At 68.3% G+C, this 22,732-nt stretch carries 19 protein-coding genes; 4 read left to right on the top strand and 15 right to left on the bottom strand.

Annotated features, from left to right (window positions below; all coding sequences use genetic code 11):
• Positions 1–44: 44 nt before the first annotated feature.
• Positions 45–923 carry a translation elongation factor Ts gene (gene tsf, locus ACQ754_RS03575; protein ID WP_440995612.1) on the bottom strand — a complete coding sequence of 293 codons (879 nt, stop codon included), beginning with the start codon at positions 921–923 and terminating at the stop codon, positions 45–47.
• Between the two features lie 66 nt (positions 924–989).
• Positions 990–1,763: a 30S ribosomal protein S2 gene (rpsB, locus tag ACQ754_RS03580; protein ID WP_440995613.1), complete on the bottom strand. Its 774-nt coding sequence runs from the start codon at positions 1,761–1,763 to the stop codon at positions 990–992.
• A 290-nt stretch (positions 1,764–2,053) separates the two neighbouring features.
• Here rpsB and map point away from each other — a divergent pair, with 290 nt between their 5' ends.
• The 4 genes from map to dapE are packed head-to-tail and all read left to right on the top strand — an operon-like array spanning position 2,054 to position 7,504.
• Positions 2,054–2,821: a type I methionyl aminopeptidase gene (map, locus tag ACQ754_RS03585; protein ID WP_440995614.1), complete on the top strand. Its 768-nt coding sequence runs from the start codon at positions 2,054–2,056 to the stop codon at positions 2,819–2,821.
• A 4-nt stretch (positions 2,822–2,825) separates the two neighbouring features.
• Complete coding sequence (gene glnD, locus ACQ754_RS03590; protein ID WP_440995615.1) at positions 2,826–5,522, top strand: [protein-PII] uridylyltransferase; 2,697 nt, start codon at positions 2,826–2,828, stop codon at positions 5,520–5,522.
• Between the two features lie 25 nt (positions 5,523–5,547).
• Positions 5,548–6,366: a 2,3,4,5-tetrahydropyridine-2,6-dicarboxylate N-succinyltransferase gene (dapD, locus tag ACQ754_RS03595; protein WP_440995616.1), complete on the top strand. Its 819-nt coding sequence runs from the start codon at positions 5,548–5,550 to the stop codon at positions 6,364–6,366.
• A 1-nt stretch (position 6,367) separates the two neighbouring features.
• Positions 6,368–7,504, top strand: coding sequence for a succinyl-diaminopimelate desuccinylase (gene dapE, locus ACQ754_RS03600; RefSeq protein WP_440995617.1), 1,137 nt, complete (start codon positions 6,368–6,370; stop codon positions 7,502–7,504).
• On the opposite strand, the gene ACQ754_RS03605 is transcribed toward dapE, so the two are convergent.
• The 13 genes from ACQ754_RS03605 to hrcA all read right to left on the bottom strand — a co-directional run bounded on the left by ACQ754_RS03605 (position 7,501) and on the right by hrcA (position 22,596).
• Complete coding sequence (locus ACQ754_RS03605) at positions 7,501–8,544, bottom strand: patatin-like phospholipase family protein (protein WP_440995618.1); 1,044 nt, start codon at positions 8,542–8,544, stop codon at positions 7,501–7,503. The genes dapE and ACQ754_RS03605 overlap by 4 nt on opposite strands.
• Positions 8,545–8,554: 10 nt before the next feature.
• On the bottom strand, positions 8,555–9,319 hold the full coding sequence (locus ACQ754_RS03610; RefSeq protein ID WP_440995619.1) for a TSUP family transporter: 765 nt from the start codon (positions 9,317–9,319) through the stop codon (positions 8,555–8,557).
• 34 nt (positions 9,320–9,353) lie between these two features.
• Complete coding sequence (locus ACQ754_RS03615) at positions 9,354–9,863, bottom strand: asparaginase domain-containing protein (RefSeq protein WP_440995620.1); 510 nt, start codon at positions 9,861–9,863, stop codon at positions 9,354–9,356.
• A complete protein-coding gene (locus ACQ754_RS03620; protein ID WP_440995621.1) occupies positions 9,860–11,077 on the bottom strand; it encodes an aspartate aminotransferase family protein in 1,218 nt (405 codons plus the stop codon). The genes ACQ754_RS03615 and ACQ754_RS03620 overlap by 4 nt, the downstream gene beginning before the upstream one ends.
• 37 nt (positions 11,078–11,114) lie before the next feature.
• Complete coding sequence (gene astB / locus ACQ754_RS03625) at positions 11,115–12,443, bottom strand: N-succinylarginine dihydrolase (protein ID WP_440995622.1); 1,329 nt, start codon at positions 12,441–12,443, stop codon at positions 11,115–11,117.
• On the bottom strand, positions 12,440–13,906 hold the full coding sequence (astD, locus tag ACQ754_RS03630; RefSeq protein ID WP_440995623.1) for a succinylglutamate-semialdehyde dehydrogenase: 1,467 nt from the start codon (positions 13,904–13,906) through the stop codon (positions 12,440–12,442). Before astD ends, astB begins: the two co-directional genes overlap by 4 nt.
• Positions 13,903–14,970: an arginine N-succinyltransferase gene (astA, locus tag ACQ754_RS03635; RefSeq protein WP_440995624.1), complete on the bottom strand. Its 1,068-nt coding sequence runs from the start codon at positions 14,968–14,970 to the stop codon at positions 13,903–13,905. The genes astD and astA overlap by 4 nt, the downstream gene beginning before the upstream one ends.
• The gene (locus tag ACQ754_RS03640) at positions 14,970–16,208 is read right to left on the bottom strand and encodes a hydrolase (RefSeq protein ID WP_440995625.1); all 1,239 of its coding nucleotides are present in this window, start codon (positions 16,206–16,208) and stop codon (positions 14,970–14,972) included. Before ACQ754_RS03640 ends, astA begins: the two co-directional genes overlap by 1 nt.
• A 460-nt stretch (positions 16,209–16,668) precedes the next feature.
• Positions 16,669–17,478: a 4-hydroxy-tetrahydrodipicolinate reductase gene (dapB, locus tag ACQ754_RS03645; protein ID WP_440995626.1), complete on the bottom strand. Its 810-nt coding sequence runs from the start codon at positions 17,476–17,478 to the stop codon at positions 16,669–16,671.
• A gap of 18 nt (positions 17,479–17,496) precedes the next feature.
• A complete protein-coding gene (dnaJ, locus tag ACQ754_RS03650; protein WP_440995627.1) occupies positions 17,497–18,624 on the bottom strand; it encodes a molecular chaperone DnaJ in 1,128 nt (375 codons plus the stop codon).
• Between the two features lie 164 nt (positions 18,625–18,788).
• Complete coding sequence (dnaK, locus tag ACQ754_RS03655; RefSeq protein WP_440995628.1) at positions 18,789–20,732, bottom strand: molecular chaperone DnaK; 1,944 nt, start codon at positions 20,730–20,732, stop codon at positions 18,789–18,791.
• A gap of 98 nt (positions 20,733–20,830) precedes the next feature.
• Entirely contained in the window at positions 20,831–21,442 is a 612-nt protein-coding gene (gene grpE / locus ACQ754_RS03660; RefSeq protein WP_440995629.1) for a nucleotide exchange factor GrpE, read from the bottom strand.
• A gap of 98 nt (positions 21,443–21,540) precedes the next feature.
• The gene (hrcA, locus tag ACQ754_RS03665; protein ID WP_440995630.1) at positions 21,541–22,596 is read right to left on the bottom strand and encodes a heat-inducible transcriptional repressor HrcA; all 1,056 of its coding nucleotides are present in this window, start codon (positions 22,594–22,596) and stop codon (positions 21,541–21,543) included.
• Positions 22,597–22,732 lie beyond the last annotated feature (136 nt).

Below are 22,732 nucleotides of genomic sequence, written 5' to 3' on the forward strand. Positions count from 1 at the left end.
TCCTTCGACCGGAGGGTGGGTCCGCTCGACGTCGGCCTTGGTCTTCAGGAGCCCTTCACCTGGGCGGCAACCTCCTCGGCGAAGTTCTCCTGCTTCTTCTCCTTGCCCTCGCCCACCTCAAAGCGAGTGAAATGGACCACGCGGGCCCCCTTGGACTCAAGGAGCTTACCGACGGTCTGGTCAGGATCCTTGACGAAAGGCTGGCCGAGCAGGGTGATCTCGCCGAGCCACTTGCGCAGCCGGCCCTCGACCATCTTCTCGACGATCTCCGCAGGTTTGCCGGAATCCTTCGCCTGCTCGACAAGGATCTCCCGCTCCTTGTCGACCGTCTCCGCGGCAACGTCGTCGGGGGAGATGTGGACCGGATTACTCGCCGCGATGTGCATGCACAGATCCCGGGCGAGGGCCTCGTCACCGCCCTCGAGCTCCACCATCACACCGATGCGGCTGCCGTGCAGGTAGCTCGCGAGCACCCCGGTGGTCTCGTAACGCACGAACCGCCGCACCTGAATGTTCTCACCGATCTTTGCGATCAGCGCCTTCTGGGTGGTCTCGATATCATCACCGCCATCGAGCTTCAGCGCCATCAGCGCCTCGAGATCCGCCGGGTTGTCGTCGAGCACCCGCCGGGCGACGGTGTTGGCGAAGTCCTTGAAGTCATCGCCAGCGGCGACGAAATCGGTCTCGCTGTTGACCTCGACCATGGCACCGCGACGGCCGTCGTCACTCTCGGCGACGACGATGGCGCCCTCGGCGGCGACGCGCTCGGCCTTCTTGTCGGCCTTGGCCAGGCCTCGCTTGCGCATCACCTCCACGGCGGCGTCGATATCACCGTCGGCCTCCACCAGGGCCTTCTTGCACTCCATCATGCCCGCGCCCGTGCGCTCGCGCAGCTGCTTCACCAGTTGAGCGGAAATCGCCATTGCAGTTGTACCTTCCTTCCGTATTCGATGGACGCCGGGCCCGCGGGTTGCGCGGGCCCGCCGGAATCATTCCGCCTTCTGGGCGGTCTCCTCTGCGCTCTCCGCGGCCTCCCGGACCTCCACGAACTCGTCTTCCGCGCCCGCACCGGGCTGCGTGGTGGCCATGCGCGCATCATTGATGGCGTCCGCAACACCGCGCAGATACAGCCGGATGGCCCGATAGGCGTCATCGTTGCCGGGGATGACGTAGTCCACCTCCCGCGGTGAGTTGTTCGTGTCCACCACGCCGACCACGGGGATATCGAGCTTCTTCGCCTCCTTGATGGCGATGTTCTCGTAGCCCACGTCGATGACGAACAGCGCGTCCGGCAGGGCATCCATGTCGACAATGCCGCCGAAGGCGCGCTCGAGCTTGTCGCGCTCGCGGCGCAGGGACAGGACCTCGCGCTTGCCGAGCTTGTCGAAGGTGCCGTCCTGCTCCTGCTGCTGGAGGTCCTTGAACCGGCGGATCGAGCGCTTGACGGTGCGGAAGTTGGTGAGCATGCCGCCGAGCCAGCGATGGTTCACATAGGGCATGCTGCAGCGCTCGGCCTCTTCTTTCACCGCTTCGCGTGCCGAGCGCTTGGTGCCCACGAACAGGATACGGCCGCCGTTGCCCGTCAGCCGCCCCATGAAATTCAGGGCGTCCTGGTACAGCGGCTGGGTCTTTTCGAGATTGATGATGTGGATCTTGTTGCGCTCACCGAAGATGTACGGCGCCATCTTCGGGTCCCAGTAGCGGGTCTGATGCCCGAAGTGCACACCGGCCTCGAGCATCTCGCGCATGGTCACATTCGCCATGATGGTTTCTCCTGCGGGTTACGCCTCCATGCACCCTCATGCGGCAATCCCGCTGCCTTCGGCGCCGGGACACCCGGCCGCACGTGACGGTGCATGTGTGGTTTGATGAATCGCCGCATGGGTGCGGCAGCCCCTTCCGCGGGCGACGGCACAAGCGGGTACCGTCGTTGCCTTGGAAGCGCGCGATTTATACCATAACCGCCGTCGACTGTCATGCAGACGGGGCCGCTGTACCGCCCCGCCCCGCGGCTGCCCATGACCCCAACCCGCCCACGCCACCAAGGTTGTTCATGTCCGTAACCATCAAGACCCCCGAGGAGATCGAGAAGATGCGCGTCGCCGGCCGCCTCGCCGCTGAGGTGCTGGACGTCGTCACCCCCCATGTCCGCCCCGGTGTGACCACCGAGGAGCTGGACCGCATCTGCCACGAGCACATCGTCAACGAGCAGGACGCCATTCCCGCACCACTGAACTATCGGGGCTTCCCCAAGTCCGTGTGCACGTCGGTCAACCACGTGATCTGCCACGGCATCCCGGGGCCCAAGAAGCTCAAGCGCGGCGACATCATCAATATCGACATCACCGTCATCAAGGACGGCTACCACGGGGACACCAGCCGCATGTTCTGCGTCGGCGAGCCCACCGTGCAGGGCCGACGGATCTGCGACGTGGCCTACCGCGCCATGTGGGCGGGCATCCACCAGGTTCGGCCCGGCGCCCGGCTCGGCGACATCGGCCACGCCATCCAGACCCTGGCCGAGGGCGAGGGCTGCTCGGTGGTGCGCGAGTTCTGCGGCCATGGGATCGGCCGCGGTTTCCACGAGGACCCACAGGTGCTCCACTACGGGCGCGCCGGAACGGGCATGGAGCTCGCCGAGGGGATGACCTTTACCATCGAGCCGATGATCAACATCGGCCGTCCCGAGAGCCGCATCCTGAAGGACGGCTGGACGGCGGTCACCAAGGACCACAGCCTCTCGGCGCAGTGGGAACACACCATCCTGGTGACACCGGAGGGCTACGAGGTGCTCACCCACAGCGACGCCTACCGCGACTGACGGCATGTACACACCGGAATCGGTCCGACGCGATCGCCAGCTCCTCGACACCGAGTCGCTGGACACGGCCCTGATCCGCGGCGAGCGCCCGGTGCCGTTGCTACGCCGGGCCCTGGAGGAGGCCGACCGCACCCTCCAGGCGCGCTTCCTCGAGGGCACGCCAGCCGCCGAGCTCGTGCCCCTGCGCGCGCAGGTGGTGGACTGCGTCGTCACCCGGGTCTGGGACCGCACCATGGGCACCCTCGGTGCGGAGGCCGCGCTGGTGGCGGTGGGTGGCTACGGCCGCGGCGAGCTCCACCCCGGCTCCGATACCGATCTCATGGTCCTGCTGCCCGATAACGGCGATGAGAGCTGCTTTGACGAGGCGATACAGGAGCTGGTCACCATGCTCTGGGACATCGGCCTCGAGGTGGGACACAGCGTGCGCACGGTCGCCGAGTGCGTGACCAATGCCAGCGCCGACATCACGGTGGCCACCAACCTCATCGAATCCCGGCTGCTCTCCGGCAATCACGAGCTCTACGAGGCCATGGAAGAGGCTACCGGGCCGGCCCACATCTGGCCGAGCCGGGTGTTCTTCGAGGCCAAGTGGGCGGAGCAACAGGCGCGCCACCAGAAGTACCACGACACCGCCTACAACCTCGAGCCCAACATCAAGGAGAGCCCCGGCGGGCTACGGGACATCCACATGGTGGGTTGGGTGGCGAAACGCCATCTCAACGCCGACACCCTCTATGATCTGGTGCGCAAGGGCTTCCTCACCGAAGAAGAGCACCGGGATCTCGTCCAGGGCCAGCACTTCCTCTGGGATGTGCGCTTCGCGCTGCACGTGCTCGCCGGACGGCGCGAGGACCGCCTGCTGTTCGACTACCAGCTCCGGCTCGCCGAGCAGTTCGGCTATAAGGACGCCGAGCACACCCTGGCGGTGGAGCAGTTCATGCAGCGCTACTACCGCACCATCATGCGGTTGAACCGCTTGAACGAGATGCTGCTGCAGCTCTACCAGGAGGCCATCCTCTACGCCGACGTCGACGAGCCGCCGCGACTGCTGAACAAGCGCTTCCAGGTCAAGCGCGGCTTCATCGAGGTCACCCACGCCAGCGTCTTCCGCCGCTACCCCTTCGCGCTGCTCGAGATCTTCCTGCTGTTGCAGCAGGACCCGGAAATCAAGGGCGTGCGCGCGGCCACCGTGCGGCTGATCCGCGAGCATCGTGACCGCATCGACGAACGCTTCCGCAACGACCTTCGCGCGCGCAGCCTGTTCATGGAGATCATGCGCCAGCCTCGGGGCATCACCCACGAGCTGCGGCGCATGCACAGCTACGGCGTGCTCGGACGCTACATCCCGGCCTTCGGGCAGATCACCGGCCGGATGCAGTACGACCTGTTCCACGTCTACACCGTGGATACCCATATCCTCATGGTGGTGCGCAACCTCCGGCGGCTGTTCCTGCCGGAGTTCTCCCACGAGTTCCCATTCTGCAGCCGCATCGCCCAGCGCCTGCCCAAACCGGAGCTGCTCTACCTCGCGGGGCTGTTCCACGATATCGCCAAGGGCCGCGGCGGCGACCACTCCGTGCTCGGTGAGCAGGACGCCTACGAGTTCTGCGTCCACCACGGCCTGTCACGCTACGACAGCCGTTTCGTCGCCTGGCTGGTGCGCAACCACCTGTTGATGTCCATGACCGCCCAGCGCAAGGACATCTCCGACCCCCAGGTGATCAACGAGTTCGCCCGCCAAGTGGGCGATCAGCGGCGGCTCGATCACCTCTATCTGCTCACCGTCGCCGATATCCGCGGCACCGACCCGAAGCTGTGGAACTCCTGGCGGGAGTCGTTGCTGCGCGAGCTCTATGAGCTGACCAAGCGGGCCATCCGGCGCGGCCTCGGCAACCCCATCGACGGCGACGAGCTGGTCCGCGAGACCCAGCAGCAGGCGCGGCGGCTGCTCCGCGAGCAGGGCCTGCACCACATGACCGTGCGTTCGATCTGGCGGCATTTCACGCCGGATTACTTCCTGCGCTACAGCGCCGAGGAGATCGCCTGGCACACCGCGGCCATCCATGCCCACGGCAGCGGCGCGGGCCCGCTGGTGCTCATCGAGCCGGAGAGCGCCCGGGGCGGCACCGAGGTGTTCGTCTACACCCGGGACCGGGACAACATCTTCGCGCTCATGGTCTCGGCACTGGATCAGCTGCGGCTCAACATCCAGGATGCCCGCATCATCACCACCGAGAACGGCTACACCCTGGACAGCTACCTGGTCCTCGAGGACGACGGCCGGCCCATCAGTGGCCAACACCGGGGTACGGAGATCGCCGAACACCTTGCCGCTACGCTGGCCTGCAGCGACCGCCTGCCCGAGCCGTCGGCACGTACCCTGCCGCGGCGGTTGCGCCACTTCAGCACAGAGACCCAGATCAGTTTCTCGGAGGAGCCGCACAACGAACGCACGGCCATGGAGCTGATCACCGGTGACCAGCCCGGTCTGCTCGCCCAGGTGGGCTATACCTTCGCCCGCTGCGGGATCCGCGTGCAGAACGCCAAGATCGCCACCATCGGCGAGCGCGCCGAGGACGTATTCTTCATCACCGGCCCGGACAACGCGCCGCTGACCGGCGACGAACAGGAGCGCCTGCGGCGCGCGCTGCTGGAGATCGTCGACGACGACGATATCATGGCGCGCGCCGACGGCGTGTAGCCCCGACAACCCCCAAGGAGACCCCATGGAAACGCTCAAGACGCTCATCGAGAACGCCTTCGAGAACCGCGCCGACATCCATCCCCGCGCCGGGATGCCCGAGCTGCGCGAGGCGGTGGACCGGGCGCTGGCCATGCTCGACAGCGGCGAGGCGCGGGTGGCCGAGAAGATCGGCGGTGAATGGCAGGTCAACGAGTGGCTGAAGAAGGCCGTGCTGCTGTCCTTCCGCCTCAACGACAACCAGGTGATGCGTGACGGCGTGACCAACTACTTCGACAAGGTCCCGCTGAAGTTCGCCGACTACAACCCCACGGAGCTGCGGGAATCCGGGGTACGGGTGGTACCGCCGGCAGTGGCCCGGCGCGGCAGCTATATCGCCCCCGGCGCCGTGTTGATGCCCTCCTACGTGAATATTGGCGCCTACGTCGGCGAGGGCACCATGGTGGACACCTGGGCGACGGTGGGGTCCTGCGCCCAGATCGGGCGCAACGTCCATCTCTCCGGCGGCGCCGGCATCGGCGGCGTACTCGAGCCGCTGCAAGCCAACCCCACCATCATCGAGGATAACGTCTTCATCGGCGCCCGCTCCGAGATCGTCGAAGGGGTGATCGTTGGCGAGGGCGCGGTGATCTCCATGGGCGTGTTCATCGGCCAGAGCACCAAGATCTACAATCGCGAGACCGGCGAAGTCCTCTACGGGCAGGTGCCACCAGGGGCGGTGGTCGTGCCGGGCAATCTCCCGGCCGAGGACGGCAGCCACAGCCTCTACTGCGCCGTGATCATCAAGCAGGTGGACGCCAAGACCCGCGAGAAGGTGGGCCTCAACGAGCTGCTGCGTCCCTGAGATGTCCGAGACCTTAGCGCTGGCCCAAGAGCTCATCCGCCGGCCATCGGTGACCCCGGAGGACGCCGGCTGCCAGGCCCTGCTCGCCGCTCGCCTGGACCGCGCCGGCTTCGCCTGCGAACACCTCGCCTTCGGCGAGGTGAGCAACCTCTGGGCCCGGCGGGGCGCGGCGGCCCCGGTGTTCGCCTTTGCCGGCCACACCGATGTCGTACCTACCGGCCCCGAGGCCGAGTGGTCGAGCCCGCCCTTCGAGGCCACGCTCCACGAGGGGCTGCTCTACGGCCGCGGCACCGCCGACATGAAGGGCAGCGTGGCCGCGTTCGTCACCGCCGTGGAGCGCTTCCTCGCCCATCATCCGGATCACCACGGCAGCATCGCGCTGCTGCTCACCAGCGACGAGGAAGGGCCGGCGGTGAACGGCACCCGGCGGGTGATGGAGGCACTGACCGAGCGCGGCGAGGGCATGGACTACTGCCTGGTGGGCGAACCCAGCTCCGAGGCCCTGGTGGCAGACACCATAAAGATCGGCCGCCGCGGCAGCCTCCACGGCCACCTCACCGTCCGGGGCCGCCAGGGCCATGTGGCCTATCCCGAGCGCGGGCGCAACCCCATCCACGAGTTCGGACCGGCCCTCGCCGAGCTCACCACCACCGCATGGGATGGCGGCAACGACGCCTTTCCGCCGACCAGCTTTCAGGTCTCCAACATCCGTGGCGGCACCGGCGCCACCAATGTCATCCCCGGCGCACTGCAGGTGGACTTCAACTTCCGCTACTCCAGCGAGGTCACCGAGGCCGAGCTGCGCGAGCGCACCGAGGCGGTGCTAGCAACGCACGGCCTGGATTTCCACATCGAGTGGGTGCTCTCCGCCCGGCCCTTCCTCACCGAGCGCGGCCCGCTGCTGGAGGCGACGGAAAACGCCATCGCGCGGGTCACCGGCCGCGCCACCCGGGCCTCCACCGCCGGCGGCACCTCCGATGGCCGCTTCATCGCCCCCACGGGGGCGCAGGTGGTGGAGCTCGGCCCCCTCAACCACTGCATCCACCAGATCGACGAGCACGTCGCCGCCGAGGACCTGGAGACCCTGTCGGCGATCTACGAGGAGTTGCTCATCGAGCTGTTGGTGCAAGCGCGTTAGAGAGGCTCTGTCCGCTCGGCCACACGGCCCGCGGCGAGGAGCTCCCGGAGCTCGTCGCCGAGACGCTGGCTCTCAGCGACGACCTGCACCCAGCGGCGCTCGCGCTCGGCGTCGTCCAGGCGCAGGAAGTCGTGGCGATCGGGGATGCGACCGCCGGGGAGGCGCTCGAGAAACCGCGAGCCGGGGGCCAGCACCACCGTCCAGCCATCCCGGGCGGCACGGCTGTATCGGCGCCGCAGCGGCTTGTCGAACCAACCGGGCACCAGGTACGGATAGAAGTGGGGCACGACGGTGAGCCCCCTGCCGGCATCAAAGCCATCGTCGAAGTGATAGTCCGTGACCCCGCCGTCCACGTATACCCCATCCGGCGCCCCGGGGATTCGGTTCACCGGTGTCATGAGCCGTGGTATCGAACCCGAGGCGAGCAACACGGTGCGTAGATTCCGGACAGTCAGGGGGTAGTAACCGGTCGGCAAGCCGTCCCCGAAGCGCAGCGTCGGTGCGGCCCCACTGTGGAAGACCACCCGCTCCACCGCCCACCCCATCATCTGGCGGTGGACCAAATTGGCTAGCGCAGCACCCGCCAGGGTGATCCCGCCACCGCGACCGCGCAGCCGCGTGACCACCACGTGCAACGGCAGGCGCGGGTTGGCGAGCACCTCGGCGTCCCTGTCATCGACGAACACCGCCGCCAGGGTCTCGCGGGCCACCCGCGAGATATACGCCGGCGACGGCTTGGGCGGGTAGCGCTGCTCACGGTAGGCCCCCTCGAAGCGGGCATAGGCGGCCTCCCGGTCCGGGTGGCAGGCGCAGGCCAATCGCCAGGCCCCGGAGGAAGACCCGAGCAGCGCCACCCGCTGCGCTGCCTGATCCAGCAACTCGGAGAACACGGCTCGGTCGAGGCCGTGCACCGCGAACCACTTCGGTCCACCGGAGGCCGCGGCCACCGCCGCGATGTCGTCCACGCGGAGACCGTGGCGCCGGATGTGCGCCAGCGCCCGAGCCCCCGCGAGGATGCGCAGGTCGCCTTGCCCGCTCACGAACCCCCCTTCACAGGTACTGCTCCCAGAGCAGGCGCGTGAGCATCGCCAGGCAGCTGAGGATCACCAGCGGCCGGATGAGCGCCACGCCGCCGCGGATCGCCATCCGCGCCCCCAGGATAGCGCCAGCCAGCTGGCCGACGACCATCGCCGCCCCCACGCCCCAGAGGATGTGGCCACCGGCGACGAACAGCGCCAGCGAGGCGATGTTGCTGGTCACGTTGAGGACCTTGGTCAGCGCCACCGCGCGGCGCGCACTGGCGCCGAGCAGGGCCACCGCCGAGGCGGTGAAGAATGAACCCGTCCCGGGACCGAAAAACCCGTCATAGAACGCGATCCCCGGGGCCGCGGTGAGGCCGTAGGCCCACCGGCCCATGCGCGGCGCACTCTCCAGGTCGCTCAGCCGCGGCGACAGCGCGAAGTAGAGGACCATCACGGCAAGCAACAACGGCAACAGCCGCTCGACCACGCTGGTATCCATCCCCTGAACCAGCCAGGTTCCGGCGCTGGCGCCGAGGAAGGAGGCGACGATGAGCCCGGCCGCCCAGCGCAGATCCACCCAGCCCTCCCGGGCATAGCTCACCGCTGCGGTCATCGCCCCGACCGCCCCCTGCAGCTTATTGGTAGCCAGGGCCCCCAATGGCGGGACACCGGCCAGCAGCAACGCCGGCAAGGCGATCAGCCCGCCGCCGCCGGCGATGGCGTCCAGCCATCCCGCCGCGAAGGCGACGGCGACCAGCACCAGGTACCAGTGGGGCTCCAGTGCCCATTCCACGGTTCGTTCCCCCGGGATACAGTCAGCGGCGGGCTCAGTCCCCGCGCGGCCCCACGTCGAAGCGGCCAGCGCTACGGTTCTTGCGAGCGGTCTCCGGGGCAAGGACCCGGCCGTTCATAGTGATGTGCACCCCGGGGGGCAACAGCTGCACCGCTGCCAGGGCAAAACCGAGATTGAACGACGCATCCGTCTCGCGCATCCGTGCCGGCTGCATCGCCCCCACCAGGCATACGGTGCGCCCGCCCCCGTCGCCGAGGAAGCGGGCGGTGTTCACCAGCGTATCGGTACCGTGGGTGATGACCACGCGCCGCTCCGGGGTCGCCGCGATGGCCTCACGGATGCATTCGCGGTCGGCGTCGGTCATCTCCAGGCTGTCCTTCGCCAGGAGCGGGATCACTCGCCAGGGCAGGCCCACCCGCGCCTGCTCCAGGATCGGCACCGCCTGGGGGTCACCCACGCGATAGGCGCTGGCGGCATCGAAGTAGACCTTGTCGAAGGTGCCGCCGGTGGTGATCACCACCACGGCCTCACCGGCCTCGCTCATGAACGATCCCCGAGGCCGGCGATGGCGCGTTCCAGTCGCTCCAGCCCCGCGTCCAGATCCTCATCGGGGATGATCAGGGACGGGGCCAGTCGAATTACGTCAGGGCCCGCCACCAGGGTCATCACGCCCTCCCCCATGGCCGCCTGCAGCACCTCGCGGGCCCTTCCCTTCCAGGCCTCGGCCAGCTCGGCGCCGATCAGCAGCCCCCGGCCGCGGACCTCGGCGAAGCAACCGTGACGCGCACCGATGGTGGCAAGCCCGTCACGCAGGCGCTCCGAGCGCGCCCGAACCCCCGCGAGGACCTCGGGATCCGAGACGATATCGATGACCTCGCTGGCCACGGCGCAGGCCAAGGGGTTGCCGCCGTAGGTGCTGCCGTGGGTGCCGGGCTGAAAGCTCTCGGCGATGGCCCCACGGGTGAGCATGGCCGCCACCGGGATGCCGTTGCCGAGGGCCTTGGCGGTGGTGAGGATATCCGGCTCCACGCCCAGTCCCATGTAGGCATAGAGATCGCCGGTACGTCCCACCCCGGTCTGCACCTCATCGAAGATGAGCAGTGCGCCATGGGCATCGCATAGGCGCCGGGCGGCCGCGGCGAACTCCGGGTCGGCGGGCACCACGCCGCCCTCGCCCTGCACCGGCTCCATGAGCACGGCACAGGTATGACGGTTAACGGCGGCCTCCAGGGCCTCGACATCGTTGTAGGGAAGGTGGCGGATGCCGCCGGGCAGGGGACCGAAGCCCTCCGTGTACTTGGGCTGGCCGCCGGCGGTCACGGTGAACAACGTCCGCCCGTGGAAGGCCTGGCCGAAGGCGATGATCTCGCTGCGGCCCCGCTCACCACGGTCATAGGCGTAGCGGCGGGCGAGCTTCAACGCCGCCTCGTTGGCCTCGCCACCGGAATTGGCGAAATACACCCGTTCCGCGAAGGTCAGCCCTGTCAGCCGCGCCGCCAGCGCCAGCGCCGGCTCGGTGGCGAGGACGTTAGAGACGTGCCAGAGCCGCTGGGCCTGCTCGGTGAGCGCCGCCACCAGCCTCGGGTGGGCGTGGCCGAGGGCCGTGACGGCGATTCCGCCGGCGAGATCCACATACTCCCGCCCCTGCTGATCCCACAGCCGCGAACCTTCGCCACGAACGGGCATCACGGCGGGCGGATTGTAACTGGGGACCATGACCTGATCGTAGAGGGCACGATTGAGCTCGGGAATGTCCATGACCTTCCTCTGAATGCGATCCGGGTTGTACAACGGCTCAAGCGCCGGCGTGCTGGAAGCGGTAGACGCTGCCGATGCCGAGCCGCCGGGTCAACTCGTCCAGCGCCCCACGGGAGGCCTCAGCGAGCGCGGGATCGGCCAGATCACCAGGGGCGAGACGGTCCCGATACCAGCGCCGGACCCACTCCCGCAGGTCGCGATAGAGCACCTCGTCGAGAATCACGCCGGGGGCCATCGCCGAGCGCTCCGCCCCCGTGAGCGGCACACGCAGCCGCAGACAGGCCGGCCCGCCCCCGTTGCGCATGCTCTCGCGCAGATCCCGGAACACGAGCCGGTCGAAGGGCCGGCCCTGCCCCTGCAGCCCCTCCAGATAGGCCGCGACGCTGCCCACCTGGCGACATTCTTCCGGCAGGATCAGCACCGTCGCCCCGTCCGGCGACGTCACGACCTGGCTGTTGAAGAGATAGGAGGCCACCGCGTCCTCCAATGGGACCACTGCCTGGGGCACCTCCAGGTACTCCAGGTCAGGCAGGCGCGGCCGCAGCGCGGCCAGTAGCCTATCACGATCGGCGAAGGCGCGCTCGTGGGCGAACAGCAGCCGGCCATGCCCCACGGCGATGACGTCGTTGTGGAATACGCCCGCATCCACCGCCGTGGGATCCTGGCGGGCATACACCGTCCCCCCTTCCTCCAGCCCGTGGAGACGTGCCACCGCCTCGCTGGCGGCCAGGCGCTGGCGGGCGGGGAAACGTCGGGGCCCCTCGCCACCGTCGCTGCCGTAGACGAACACCGACACCCCCGGCGTGCCGGACGCCTGCTGCAGGCGGGTATGATTGGCTGCGCCCTCGTCACCGAGGCCGGGGGTGGCCGGCAGCGGCGGGTGATGGGTGAAGTGGTCCCCTTCCGGGAAAAGGGCGCGGAGCAACGTCGCCGTCGACGGTGGTTCGATGCTGCGATGGAGTTGGCTCACCAGATTGGCCGGCATGAAGTGCACCCGGCCGTCGCCGCTGTCGGCCGAGGCCGAAACGGTCGCGGCATTGGCCGTCCACATGGCCGAGGCCGACCAGGCCGCCGCGAGAAGCCGCGGTGCCTTGCGTGCGGCGCGATGGAGCACGGCCGCCTCGTCGCCCCGAAACCCCACCGCCTCCAGCAGCGGCAGCCAGGGCCGCTCCTGGGGCGGCATCACCGCCTGGGGGACGCCGAGCTCGGCGAGCATCCACATCTTCTCCAGGCCCTGCAGGGCCGCCTCCCGCGGGTTCGCCACCAGGCCCGCATTGCGTGCCGACGCGAGATTTCCGCGGGCCAGGCCGGCATAGTTGTGGGTGGGACCCACCAGGCCGTCGAGATTGAGCTCGCGCTCGCTCACAGGACCAGCCCCGGCGGCAACTGCTCCGGCAGCACCGGCGCCTCCGCGATGAGGGAGGCCACAGGGTGGGCGCAATAGTCCGCGGCATAATAGGCGCTGGGACGGTGGTTCCCGCTCAGGCCGATGCCGCCGAAGGGTGCCCGGGAGCTCGCCCCGGTGAGTGGCCGGTTCCAGTTGACCACGCCCGCCCGCACCTCCGTGCGGAAGCGCTCGAAATCCGCGCCCTCCCCGCCGATCAGTCCGGCGGAAAGGCCGAACCGCGTGGCATTGGCCCGATCGATGGCATCGCCCAGCCCGTCGTGCCGGTCGAGCTGCAGCAGCGGACCGAACCACTCGGTATCCGGCGCCTCCACCCCCTCTACATCCACCAGCCCCGGACGCATCCGGCCGGTACCGTCGCGGAGGTGGTGCAGGGGTTCGATCACCCGGGCGCCGGCGGCAACGAGCCCCTCCTGACCGGCGAGCAGCTCCGCGGCCGCGGCGGCGCTGATCACCGGACCCATGAACGGCTCCGGCTCATCGTGGCGGTCACCGACGCGCAGACCACGAACGGCGGTAACCAGCGCCTCAAGGAGGCGGTCGCCCGCGGCACCACGCGGCAGATACAGGCGCCGCGCACAACTGCAGCGCTGGCCTGCGGTGGCAAAGGCGGACTGGATGACCAGCGCGGCTGCGGCGCGCTCCTCCGCGCCTTCAAGCACCACCAGCGGGTTATTGCCACCCATCTCCAGGGCGAGGATCTTCTCCGGCTGGCCAGCGAACTGGCGGTGCAGCGTGGTACCCACCCCTACGCTGCCGGTGAAGAATAACCCATCGATACCGGGTGCCGCGGCCAATGCCCGGCCCGTATCCGCCCCGCCCTGCACCAGGTTGAGCACCCCCGGGGGCAGGTCGGCGGCCTCCCAGACACGCACGGTCTCCTCGGCCACCAGCGGGGTGAGCTCGCTGGGCTTGAACACCACCGTGTTGCCGGCCAGCAGGGCGGGGACGATATGACCGTTCGGCAGGTGGCCCGGGAAGTTGAACGGCCCGAACACCGCGACCACGCCGTGGGGCCGGTGCCGGAGCTCTGCGCGCACCGGCGCCTCGGCAAGCACCCGGGAGCCGGCCCGCTCATCGCGGGCCTCCCGCGAGATGGCCACCTTGGCGATCATCGCCTCCAGCTCGCCCGCCGCCTCCCAGCGGGGCTTGCCGCTGTCCGCCGCGATGGCGGCGGTAAGCGTGTCCTCGCGGGCGCGGAGCTCCGCTGCGAAACGCTCCAGGCAGGCGGCCCGTTCCTCTATGGGACGCCGCGCCCAATCCGGGAAGCCCCGGCGGGCCGCGGCCACCGCCGCGTCCACCTGTTCTGGCGACGCCCCCTCCCCCACCCAGAGGCGCCCGCCGGATGCAGGGTCATGGGCCTCCAGGGCTTCACCTCGCCCTGCACACCACTCACCGTCTACGAAAAGGGATTCCGCGCTCATTCGCTCACCTCCCCCGGGAACCAATCCGGGCCACGCTCGTCCACCGATGCCGGCACCGCCCGGACCCGGGCGCCGGCGTCCAGCTCCAGGGCATCGATGGCCGCCGCTGACAGCACCGCCCGGCCGCCGTCCGGGGTCACCGGGGTGAGCACGCAGCGAAACCCCGACCAGCCGGTGTTCGCGACGATGCATCGCGGCGCGTCCGCCGCCGGGGTCCCGGCCACCGCCGTCAGCAGTCGGCTGCGGCGCACGGCGTCGATCGCCTCGATACGCGCCTCCACCGCCGGTCCGCCGTCGAAGATGTCCACGTAGCCCTCGTAGTGGAAGCCCTCCGCCCGGAGCAGCCGCAGCGCGGCACGGGTCTGGGGATGCACCTCGCCGATGACCTCCTGAGCGGATCTTGGGAGCAGCGGCACATAGATGGGGTTACGCGGCATGAGCTCGGCAATGAAGCTCTTCCCCCGGGTGCCGCTGAGATAGTCCGCGCGACGGAACGGCATGGAGAAGAAGTGCCGGCCGACGCCGTCCCAGAACGGGGAACGGCCACGCTCGTCACTGACACCCCGCATCTCGGCGATGACCTTCCCGGGGAAGTGCTCGGCATGACCGGCAAGCAGGAGGAAACGCGCCTTCGAGGCCAGCCGGCCGAGGCCGCCACCGCGATGGTCGGCATGCAGAAACAGCGAGCCGATCTCGGTGCAGCCCGTGTAGTCATTGTTGATGTACAGGGTGGGGATGATCCGGTGGACGCCGAGCTCCCGGGAGGCATGCACAATGGTGCTGACCCGGTAGTTGTAGAAGGGCTCGCCAAGACCGACGCCGGTCTGTACGCCGGTCGTCCCCACCACGGCCGCGTTGTCCCGGTCCTCCAGGACAAACAGCACGCCGCGCTCGCCGTCGCGCAGCTGCTGCGGTCCCCCCTCGAAGGTGGCGAGGGAGGTGTGGATCCGTCGCGCCAGCGAGCCACGCTCCCGCGGCAGCGAGGTCATCCCCACCCCCGTGCCGCTGACCAACTCCTCCAGGGCGTCGAGGTCGGTCTCCCGAACCGGACGGATGACGTGCATCACTGCCCCTTCCCCTTCGGCAGCTCCACCTCGCCCGCTGCGATGGCGATGAGCAGCGTCGCTACGAGCTGTGCCCGGCGCGTCAGCGACGGGATCTCCAGGTACTCATCGCTGGTGTGAATACCGCCGCCGACGACCCCGAGGGTGTCGATGTTGGGCAACCCCGCGGCGGCCAGGTTGTTGCCGTCGCAGCAGCCACCGGTGGGCCGCCAGTCGATCTCCTCGCCCATCCGATCGCCGCAGCGCCGCAGGGCGGTGAACAGGCGCTCCTGCGCCGCCGTCATCGGCTTCGGCGGGCGGCTGAAGCCCCCCTCCAGATGCACGCGGTAGTCCGGCGGCGCATGGGCCTCCCCCACCAGCGCGGCAATACGCCCCTCGACCCACTCCGCGTCCGCTGCCTCCGCGACCCGGACGTTGAAACGGAGCATCGCACGCTCCGGCACCATGTTGGTGGGACCGCCGCCATGGACGAAGGCGGGATTGACGGTGACGCCGTCGCGCTCGCCGTTGAGCCCATCGAGGGCGGCGATAAGGCGCGCCGCCGCGGCCACGGCATTGCGGCCCTCGTGATGGGCGCGGCCGGCGTGGGCGCCTCGTCCCTCGAACACCACCGTCCAGTTGCCGCTGCCGCGGCGCGCCCCGGCCAGGGTCCCGTCGGGCATGGCCGGCTCGAAGACCAGGCCGATATCGTGGCGGCTCGCCGCCTCCGCGAGCGCCGGCGCCGAGCACGGCGAACCGATCTCCTCGTCCGGATTGAGGATCACCTCCCATCCCAGGGCGCCGGCCATGGGCCCCGACTCCAGGGCGCGCAGGGCGTCCCGCATGACCACCAGCCCCCCCTTGAGATCGGCCACACCGGGGCCGCGGAGGCGCTCACCTTCTCGCCACACTGCCTGGAAGGGATGTTCGGGGGGGAAGACGGTGTCGGTATGGGCGAGCAGCAGCACCGACGGCCGTCCGGGGACCCGCCGGTGCAAGTGCAGCAACGGCCCGAGTGTCCGCTCGCGGCGCTCGCCATCGTCATCGATGCGGCACCAGGGGACCAGCTCCCGCCATTGCGGCTCCGCCCCGAGACCCGCAAAGGCCTCCAGGGCGCGCTCGGCAACCGCCCGCACCCCGCCGGCGTTGAGGCTGCCGGAGTTGATCCCGGCAAGGGCCTCCACGGTGGCCAGCGACGCCGCGGCACCGGCGTCGATCTGTTCCCAGGCGGCCGCGTAGACCGATTCGCTTGCGCTCATCCCCGCCTCCGTTCCTGCTCGCCCAAGCATAGGCGCAGCATGGGCTCCTTTTCGAGGCCGGGCACAAAAAAACCCCGGCGGGGGGCTAATCCTGCCGGGGTCACACGGGAGACGACTGGAAAGTCGCCGTCAGTTCTCTCCGAGTACGGCGGTGTGCACCACCTCCGCACCGGAATCCTGCTCGCGCACGTGATTGTCGATGAGGAACTCCCATCCATGGGTAGCCATCAGGTCATAACCGACTGCTCGGTCCTGACGGCCCTTCGACTCAGTAAAGTAATAGCCGCTCGCTGGCGCGGGTTTGTTCGGTTCGTCTCGCATCATCCTGGCCTCGTTTCATGATCCGCACTCTGAAAGCCGGATACTACAAATCTAACAACTGTTTATGAGTACGTGGGGCCAGAATCTGCGAAAATCAGGACTATATTTTGTGCTTATCAGGCACAAATAAGTCACTGATTCAACCCTCAGCGAGGCCGAGGACGTCCTCCATGTCATACAGGCCCGCGGGGCGAGCGTGCACCCAGGCAGCGGCGCGGGCGGCGCCGTTGGCGAAGGTCATGCGGCTCGAGGCACGGTGGGTGATCTCGATGCGCTCGCCCACCCCGGCGAACAACGCGGTGTGCTCGCCGACGATGTCGCCGCCGCGGATGGTCTCGAAGCCGATGGTCTTCGGGTCGCGCTCGCCGGTGCGTCCCTGGCGCCCGTAGACGGCGCATTCGCCGAGCTCCCGCCCGAGGGCATCGGCGAGCACCTCCCCCATCCGCAACGCCGTACCGGAAGGGGCGTCCACCTTGTGCCGGTGATGGGCCTCGATGATCTCGGTGTCGAAATCGTCACCAAGGGCGCGAGCGGCCATTTCCATCAACCGCAGGCACAGGGTGACCCCGACACTGTAGTTGGCGGCGAACACCACCGGTATCTCCCCGGCCGCCTCCCCGATGCCCTGGCGCTGGGCCTCATCGTGACCGGTGGTGCCGAGCACCACGCCGGCGCCGGCGCTGCGGCACACGGCGAGATTCGCCTCCGTGGCCTCGGGCAGGGTGAAATCGATGAGCACGTCGAAGCCGCCGGCGTGGCCTGCGAGATCGTCGCTGAGCACCACGCCCTGGGCACCGGCGCCGATGAGCTCGCCGGCGTCGCTGCCAAGCAGGCTGCTCCCAGGCCGGTCCACCGCCGCCACGAGGGTCAGATCCGCATGGTCCAGGGTGGCCCGTATCAGGTTGCGCCCCATGCGGCCGGCGGCGCCGGCGATCGCGATTCGTGTCATCTCCCGCCTCCCCTCGCGCTACAAGCGCATGTTCTCGAAGAACGACTTCACCGAATCCAGCCAGGAGCTCCCCCGGGGATTGTGCTTCTCGCCGCCGTGCTCGAGGGTCTCGGAGAGCTCCTCGAGCAGCTCGCGCTGGCGGGCGGTGAGATTCACCGGGGTCTCCACATTGACCCGCACCAGCAGATCCCCCGGCGGACCGCCTCGCACCGGCCGCACCCCCTTGCCACGGATGCGGAAGACCTTGCCCGACTGCGTCCCGCCTGGTACGCGGAGGTTGACCCGCCCGTCGAGCGTGGGCACCTCGAGCTCGCCCCCCAGGGCCGCGGTGGGGAAGGTCACCGGGATGTCGCAGCGCAGGTCGGCACCGTCGCGCTGGAAGATCGGGTGGGGCTTCACCGAGATCTGCACGTAGAGATCACCAGGCGGCCCACCGCTCTCCCCCGGCTCGCCCTCGCCGTTGAGCCGTATCCGGTCGCCGGTGTCGACGCCGGGCGGAATGCGCACGGAAAGCGTCTTCGTCTCCTGGACGCGCCCCTTGCCGCCGCAGTTCCGGCACGGATCGGTGACGATCTTGCCCGCACCGCGGCAACGCGGGCAGGTCTGTTGGATGGAGAAGAACCCCTGCTGAACGCGCACGTCACCGTGGCCGCGGCAGGTGGGGCAGGTCTCCGGTGAGCTCCCCGGGGCCGAGCCGCTACCGTGGCAGACGCCACACTCGGCCATCGTCGGCACCTCGATCTCGGTCTCGGTGCCGGAGACCGCGTCTTCCAGGGAGATCTCCAGGGTATAACGCAGGTCCGCCCCACGGTAGGCCCGCGCGCCGCCCCCGCCCCCGAAGATATCGCCGAAGACGTCGGAGAAGATATCGGAGAAGCTCGCCCCGCCGCCGCCGAAGCCGCCGCCCATGCCGGCATTGGGATCCACACCGGCGTGGCCGAACTGGTCGTAGGCGGCCCGCTTCTGGGAGTCGCCCAGGACGTCGTAGGCCTCCTGGACCTCCTTGAAACGCGTCTCCGCGTCCGGATCGTCGGGGTTGCGGTCCGGGTGGTACTTCATCGCCATGCGGCGATAGGCCTTCTTGATATCGCCGTCAGAAGCGTTGCGGGAGACGCCGAGGATTTCGTAGTAGTCGCGTTTCGACATAATTGCTCTCGGCCCGTGTCCTGCCTGATTGCCGTGATGCGCGCGAGTATAACGACGATGGCGGCCGCATACCCGGCGCGCGAACGAAAAGGCGCAGGATGCCGCCGCACCCTGCGCCCGAAGGACCGGGGGGCCACCCCAGCGGACGACCCCCTAGCGGCGGCTTACTTGCGCTGCTCGTCGTCCTTGACCTCTTCGAACTCGGCGTCGACCACGTCCTCCTGGCTGGAGGACTGGCCCTCGCCGCCGCCAGCGGCCTCTCCGCCCGCGGCGCCGCCACCCTGTTCGCCCTGGCCCTGATAGAGGCGCTCGGCGAGCTTGGCCGACTTCTCGGACAGCGCCTGGGTCTTGGCCTCGATGGCCTCCTTGTCGCTGCCCTTCATGGTCTCCTCGAGCTCGGCGATGGCCGACTCCACCTCGTTCTTCTCCTCCTCGGTGACCTTGTCGCCGAGATCGGAGATGGACTTCCGTGCCGCGTGGATGAGGTTGTCCGCCTGGTTGCGGGTCTCGATGAGCTCGCGGGCCTTGCGGTCCTCCTCGGCGTGGGCCTCGGCATCCTTGACCATACGCTCGATCTCGTCCTCGTTAAGCCCGCTCGAGGCACGGATCTGGATCGACTGCTCCTTGCCGGTGCCCTTGTCCTTGGCGGTGACGTGGAGGATGCCGTTGGCGTCGATGTCGAAGGTGACCTCGATCTGCGGCACGCCCCGCGGCGCCGGCGGGATGTCCTGCAGATCGAACTTGCCGAGGGACTTGTTGTCCTTGGCCATCTCGCGCTCACCCTGGAGCACGTGCACGGTCACCGCGCTCTGATTGTCCTCGGCGGTGGAGAACACCTGATTCGCCTTGGTCGGAATGGTGGTGTTCTTCTCGATGAGCTTGGTCATCACGCCACCGAGGGTCTCGATGCCCAGCGACAGCGGGGTGACGTCGAGCAGCAGGACATCCTTGACGTCGCCGCCGAGCACGCCGCCCTGGATCGCCGCACCGATGGCCACGGCCTCGTCGGGGTTGACGTCCTTGCGCACGTCCTTACCAAAGAAGCCCTGCACCGCCTCCTGGACCTTCGGCATGCGGGTCTGGCCGCCCACCAGGATGATGTCGTCCACCTCGGAGGCCGACAGGCCCGCGTCCTTGAGTGCCACCTTGCAAGGCTCGAGCGTGCGCTTGACGATGTCCTCCACGAGCGACTCGAGCTTGGCCCGAGTGAGCTTCAAGTTGAGGTGCTTCGGCCCGCTCTGATCCGCGGTGATATAGGGCAGGTTGATCTCCGTCTGCTGACTCGCGGAGAGCTCGATCTTGGCCTTCTCCGCGGCCTCCTTGAGCCGCTGCATGGCCAGCCGGTCCCCGGAGAGGTCCATGCCCTGGTCCTTCTTGAACTCGGCGATCAGGTAATCGATGACCGCGCGGTCGAAGTCCTCACCACCGAGGAAGGTATCCCCGTTGGTGGAAAGCACCTCGAACTGGTGCTCGCCCTCAACCTCGGCGATCTCGATGATGGAGATGTCGAAGGTTCCGCCACCGAGGTCGTAGACCGCGATCTTGCGATCACCGCCCTTCTTGTCCATACCGTAGGCCAGCGCCGCCGCCGTCGGCTCGTTGATGATGCGCTTGACGTCCAGCCCGGCGATCTTGCCAGCGTCCTTGGTGGCCTGGCGCTGCGAGTCGTTGAAGTACGCCGGTACGGTGATCACCGCCTCGGTGACCTCCTCGCCCAGGTAGTCCTCGGCGGACTTCTTCATCTTCTGCAGCACCCGCGCCGAGATCTCCGGCGGCGCCATCTTCTTGTCGCGGACCTCCACCCAGGCGTCGCCGTTGTCCGCCTTGACGATCTTGTACGGCATCTCGCGGACGTCGCGCTGGACGACTTCCTCTTCGAACTTCCGCCCGATCAGGCGCTTGGCGGCATACACGGTGTTCTCCGGGTTGGTCACGGCCTGGCGCTTGGCCGCCGCTCCCACCAAGACCTCGCCGTCCTCGGTGAACGCCACCGTGGAGGGCGTGGTGCGCTCGCCCTCGGCGTTCTCCAGCACCCGCGTCTTGCCGCCCTCCATCACGGCGACGCACGAGTTCGTGGTGCCGAGATCGATACCGATAATCTTACCCATAATCAAATCACTCCCTTCGAATTCCTCATCACCCCCGTCCGCCGGGAGCATTCAGTTCGTCAACCTTACGCCCCGATGTAAGGCCGTGACCGCAGGATTCAAGCCTCCCGGTCGACCTGGGACCCCTGATCACCGTTACCTCCCGCGGCCCGCGAGACGATTACCATCGCCGGACGCAACAGGCGGTCACCAAGCAAGTAGCCCTTCTGGACCACCTGCAGCACGGTGTTCGGCGGATGTTCACCGGACTCCTGAGCCGCCATGGCTTCATGGCGCTCGGGGTCGAATTTCTCGCCCACCGGATTGAGCTCGCTGATGTCGAACTTCTCCATCAGTTGCACCAGCATCCGCAGGGTGAGCTCGGAGCCCTCCTTGAGCTTATCCACGTCCGCGCCCTGCTCCTCGGCGGCGTTGATGCCCATCTCCAGGCTGTCGCGCACGGCGAGCAGCTCACCCGCCATCTTCTCGACGCCATAGCGATGGGCCTGCTCCACCTCCCGCTCGGCGCGCCGGCGGATATTCTCCATTTCAGCGCGCATGCGCAGGAGCTGGTTCCAGTGCTCCTCGGCCTTGGCCTCCGCCTCGCGGAGCCGGGCCCGCAGCTCTTCCGGATCGTCACCCTCGCCGGTTTCGGTGACTTCCTCATCGTGGAGCTGCTCTTCCTCTTGGGTGGAGGGGGTGTCCGAATCCTTGCGTTGCTCGTCGGTCATATCTGGCTCCGTTGCCGAACGACTGCTGTCGCCTTGTCCGATGCAAAAACTCATCTGGCCCCGCCCGCGGCGGTGCCCTCCGCAGCCTAAGCTGGGGTTTAGTGATTGGGATTCAAGGCGTGGCCCAACAGTCGCGCGGTCACATCGACGATCGGGATTACCCGGTCGTAGTCCATGCGCGTCGGGCCGATCACCCCGAGCACCCCCAGAACCTCGCCCTCGGCACGGTAGCTGGAGGTCACCAGACTCACCCCGTCGAAGATCTCGTAGCCGGACTCTTCGCCGATGAAGATCTGTACGCCGTCGGCGGAGAGGCAACGGTCGAGCAGGTGGAGGAGGTCGCGCTTGCGCTCGAAGGCATCGAAGAGTTCCTTGAGCTTGTCCACGTCGGAGAGCTCGGAGAAGGTCATCAGATTGGTCTCGCCGGCGATGACGTAGTCCTCATCGTCATCGGTGTCGTCGGCGAACAGCCGCTGGGCCACGTCGATGACCGAACGCATCAGTGAGTCCATCTGCTCGCGATCGGCGTTCATCTGGGCGAGCAGCAACTCGCGCACCGAGCCCACCTCGCGGCCCGCGAACTCGCTGCTGAGGAAGTTGCTGAGCTGCTGCAGCTCCGCCGCCGAGTATTCCCGCTCGGTCTGGATGACCCGGTTCTGCACGTCATGCTCGTTGAGCACCAGGATGGCGAGCACGCGACCCTCGGACAGCGGGAGGAACTCCACGTGGCGCAGGGTGCCGTAGTTGCGCCGGGGCAGCGTCACCACGCCAGCGAGCCGGGTGAGCCCGGAAAGCAGGCTCGAGGCCTTGTCCACCAGTTCGGTGGCGGCGCCGTCCCGCTCGAGTTGCACGCGCAGGCGGTCGATGTCCATTTCGGTCAGCGGCTGGACCGTGAGCAGCGAATCGACGAAGAAGCGGTAGCCGAGATCGGTGGGTACGCGCCCGGCAGAGGTGTGCGGCGAGCAGATAAAGCCCGCGTCCTCAAGGTCCGCCATTACGTTGCGGATGGTCGCCGGACTAACGTCCAGTCCGGCCTCCCGGGCCAGCGTCCGCGAGCCCACCGGCTGCCCACTGCGGATATACAACTCCACCAGCGCCTTGAGCAGGCGCTGCGCACGAGCGTTCAGCCTGGTTTCTCCGCTGAAACCTGCCATGGGATACCGCATAAGGAACGTGGCCAGGACCCGAGGGGTGTCTGGCACTCGATGCAAGCGAGTGCTAATGGAAGCTATCAACCCCCGCGACGGCTGTCAACGAAACCGCGGCGGCGGGCTGGATTGGCGGGATTGC

It is taken from the genome of Arhodomonas sp. SL1, from assembly GCF_052060015.1.
In the GTDB taxonomy this organism is placed as follows: domain Bacteria; phylum Pseudomonadota; class Gammaproteobacteria; order Nitrococcales; family Nitrococcaceae; genus Arhodomonas.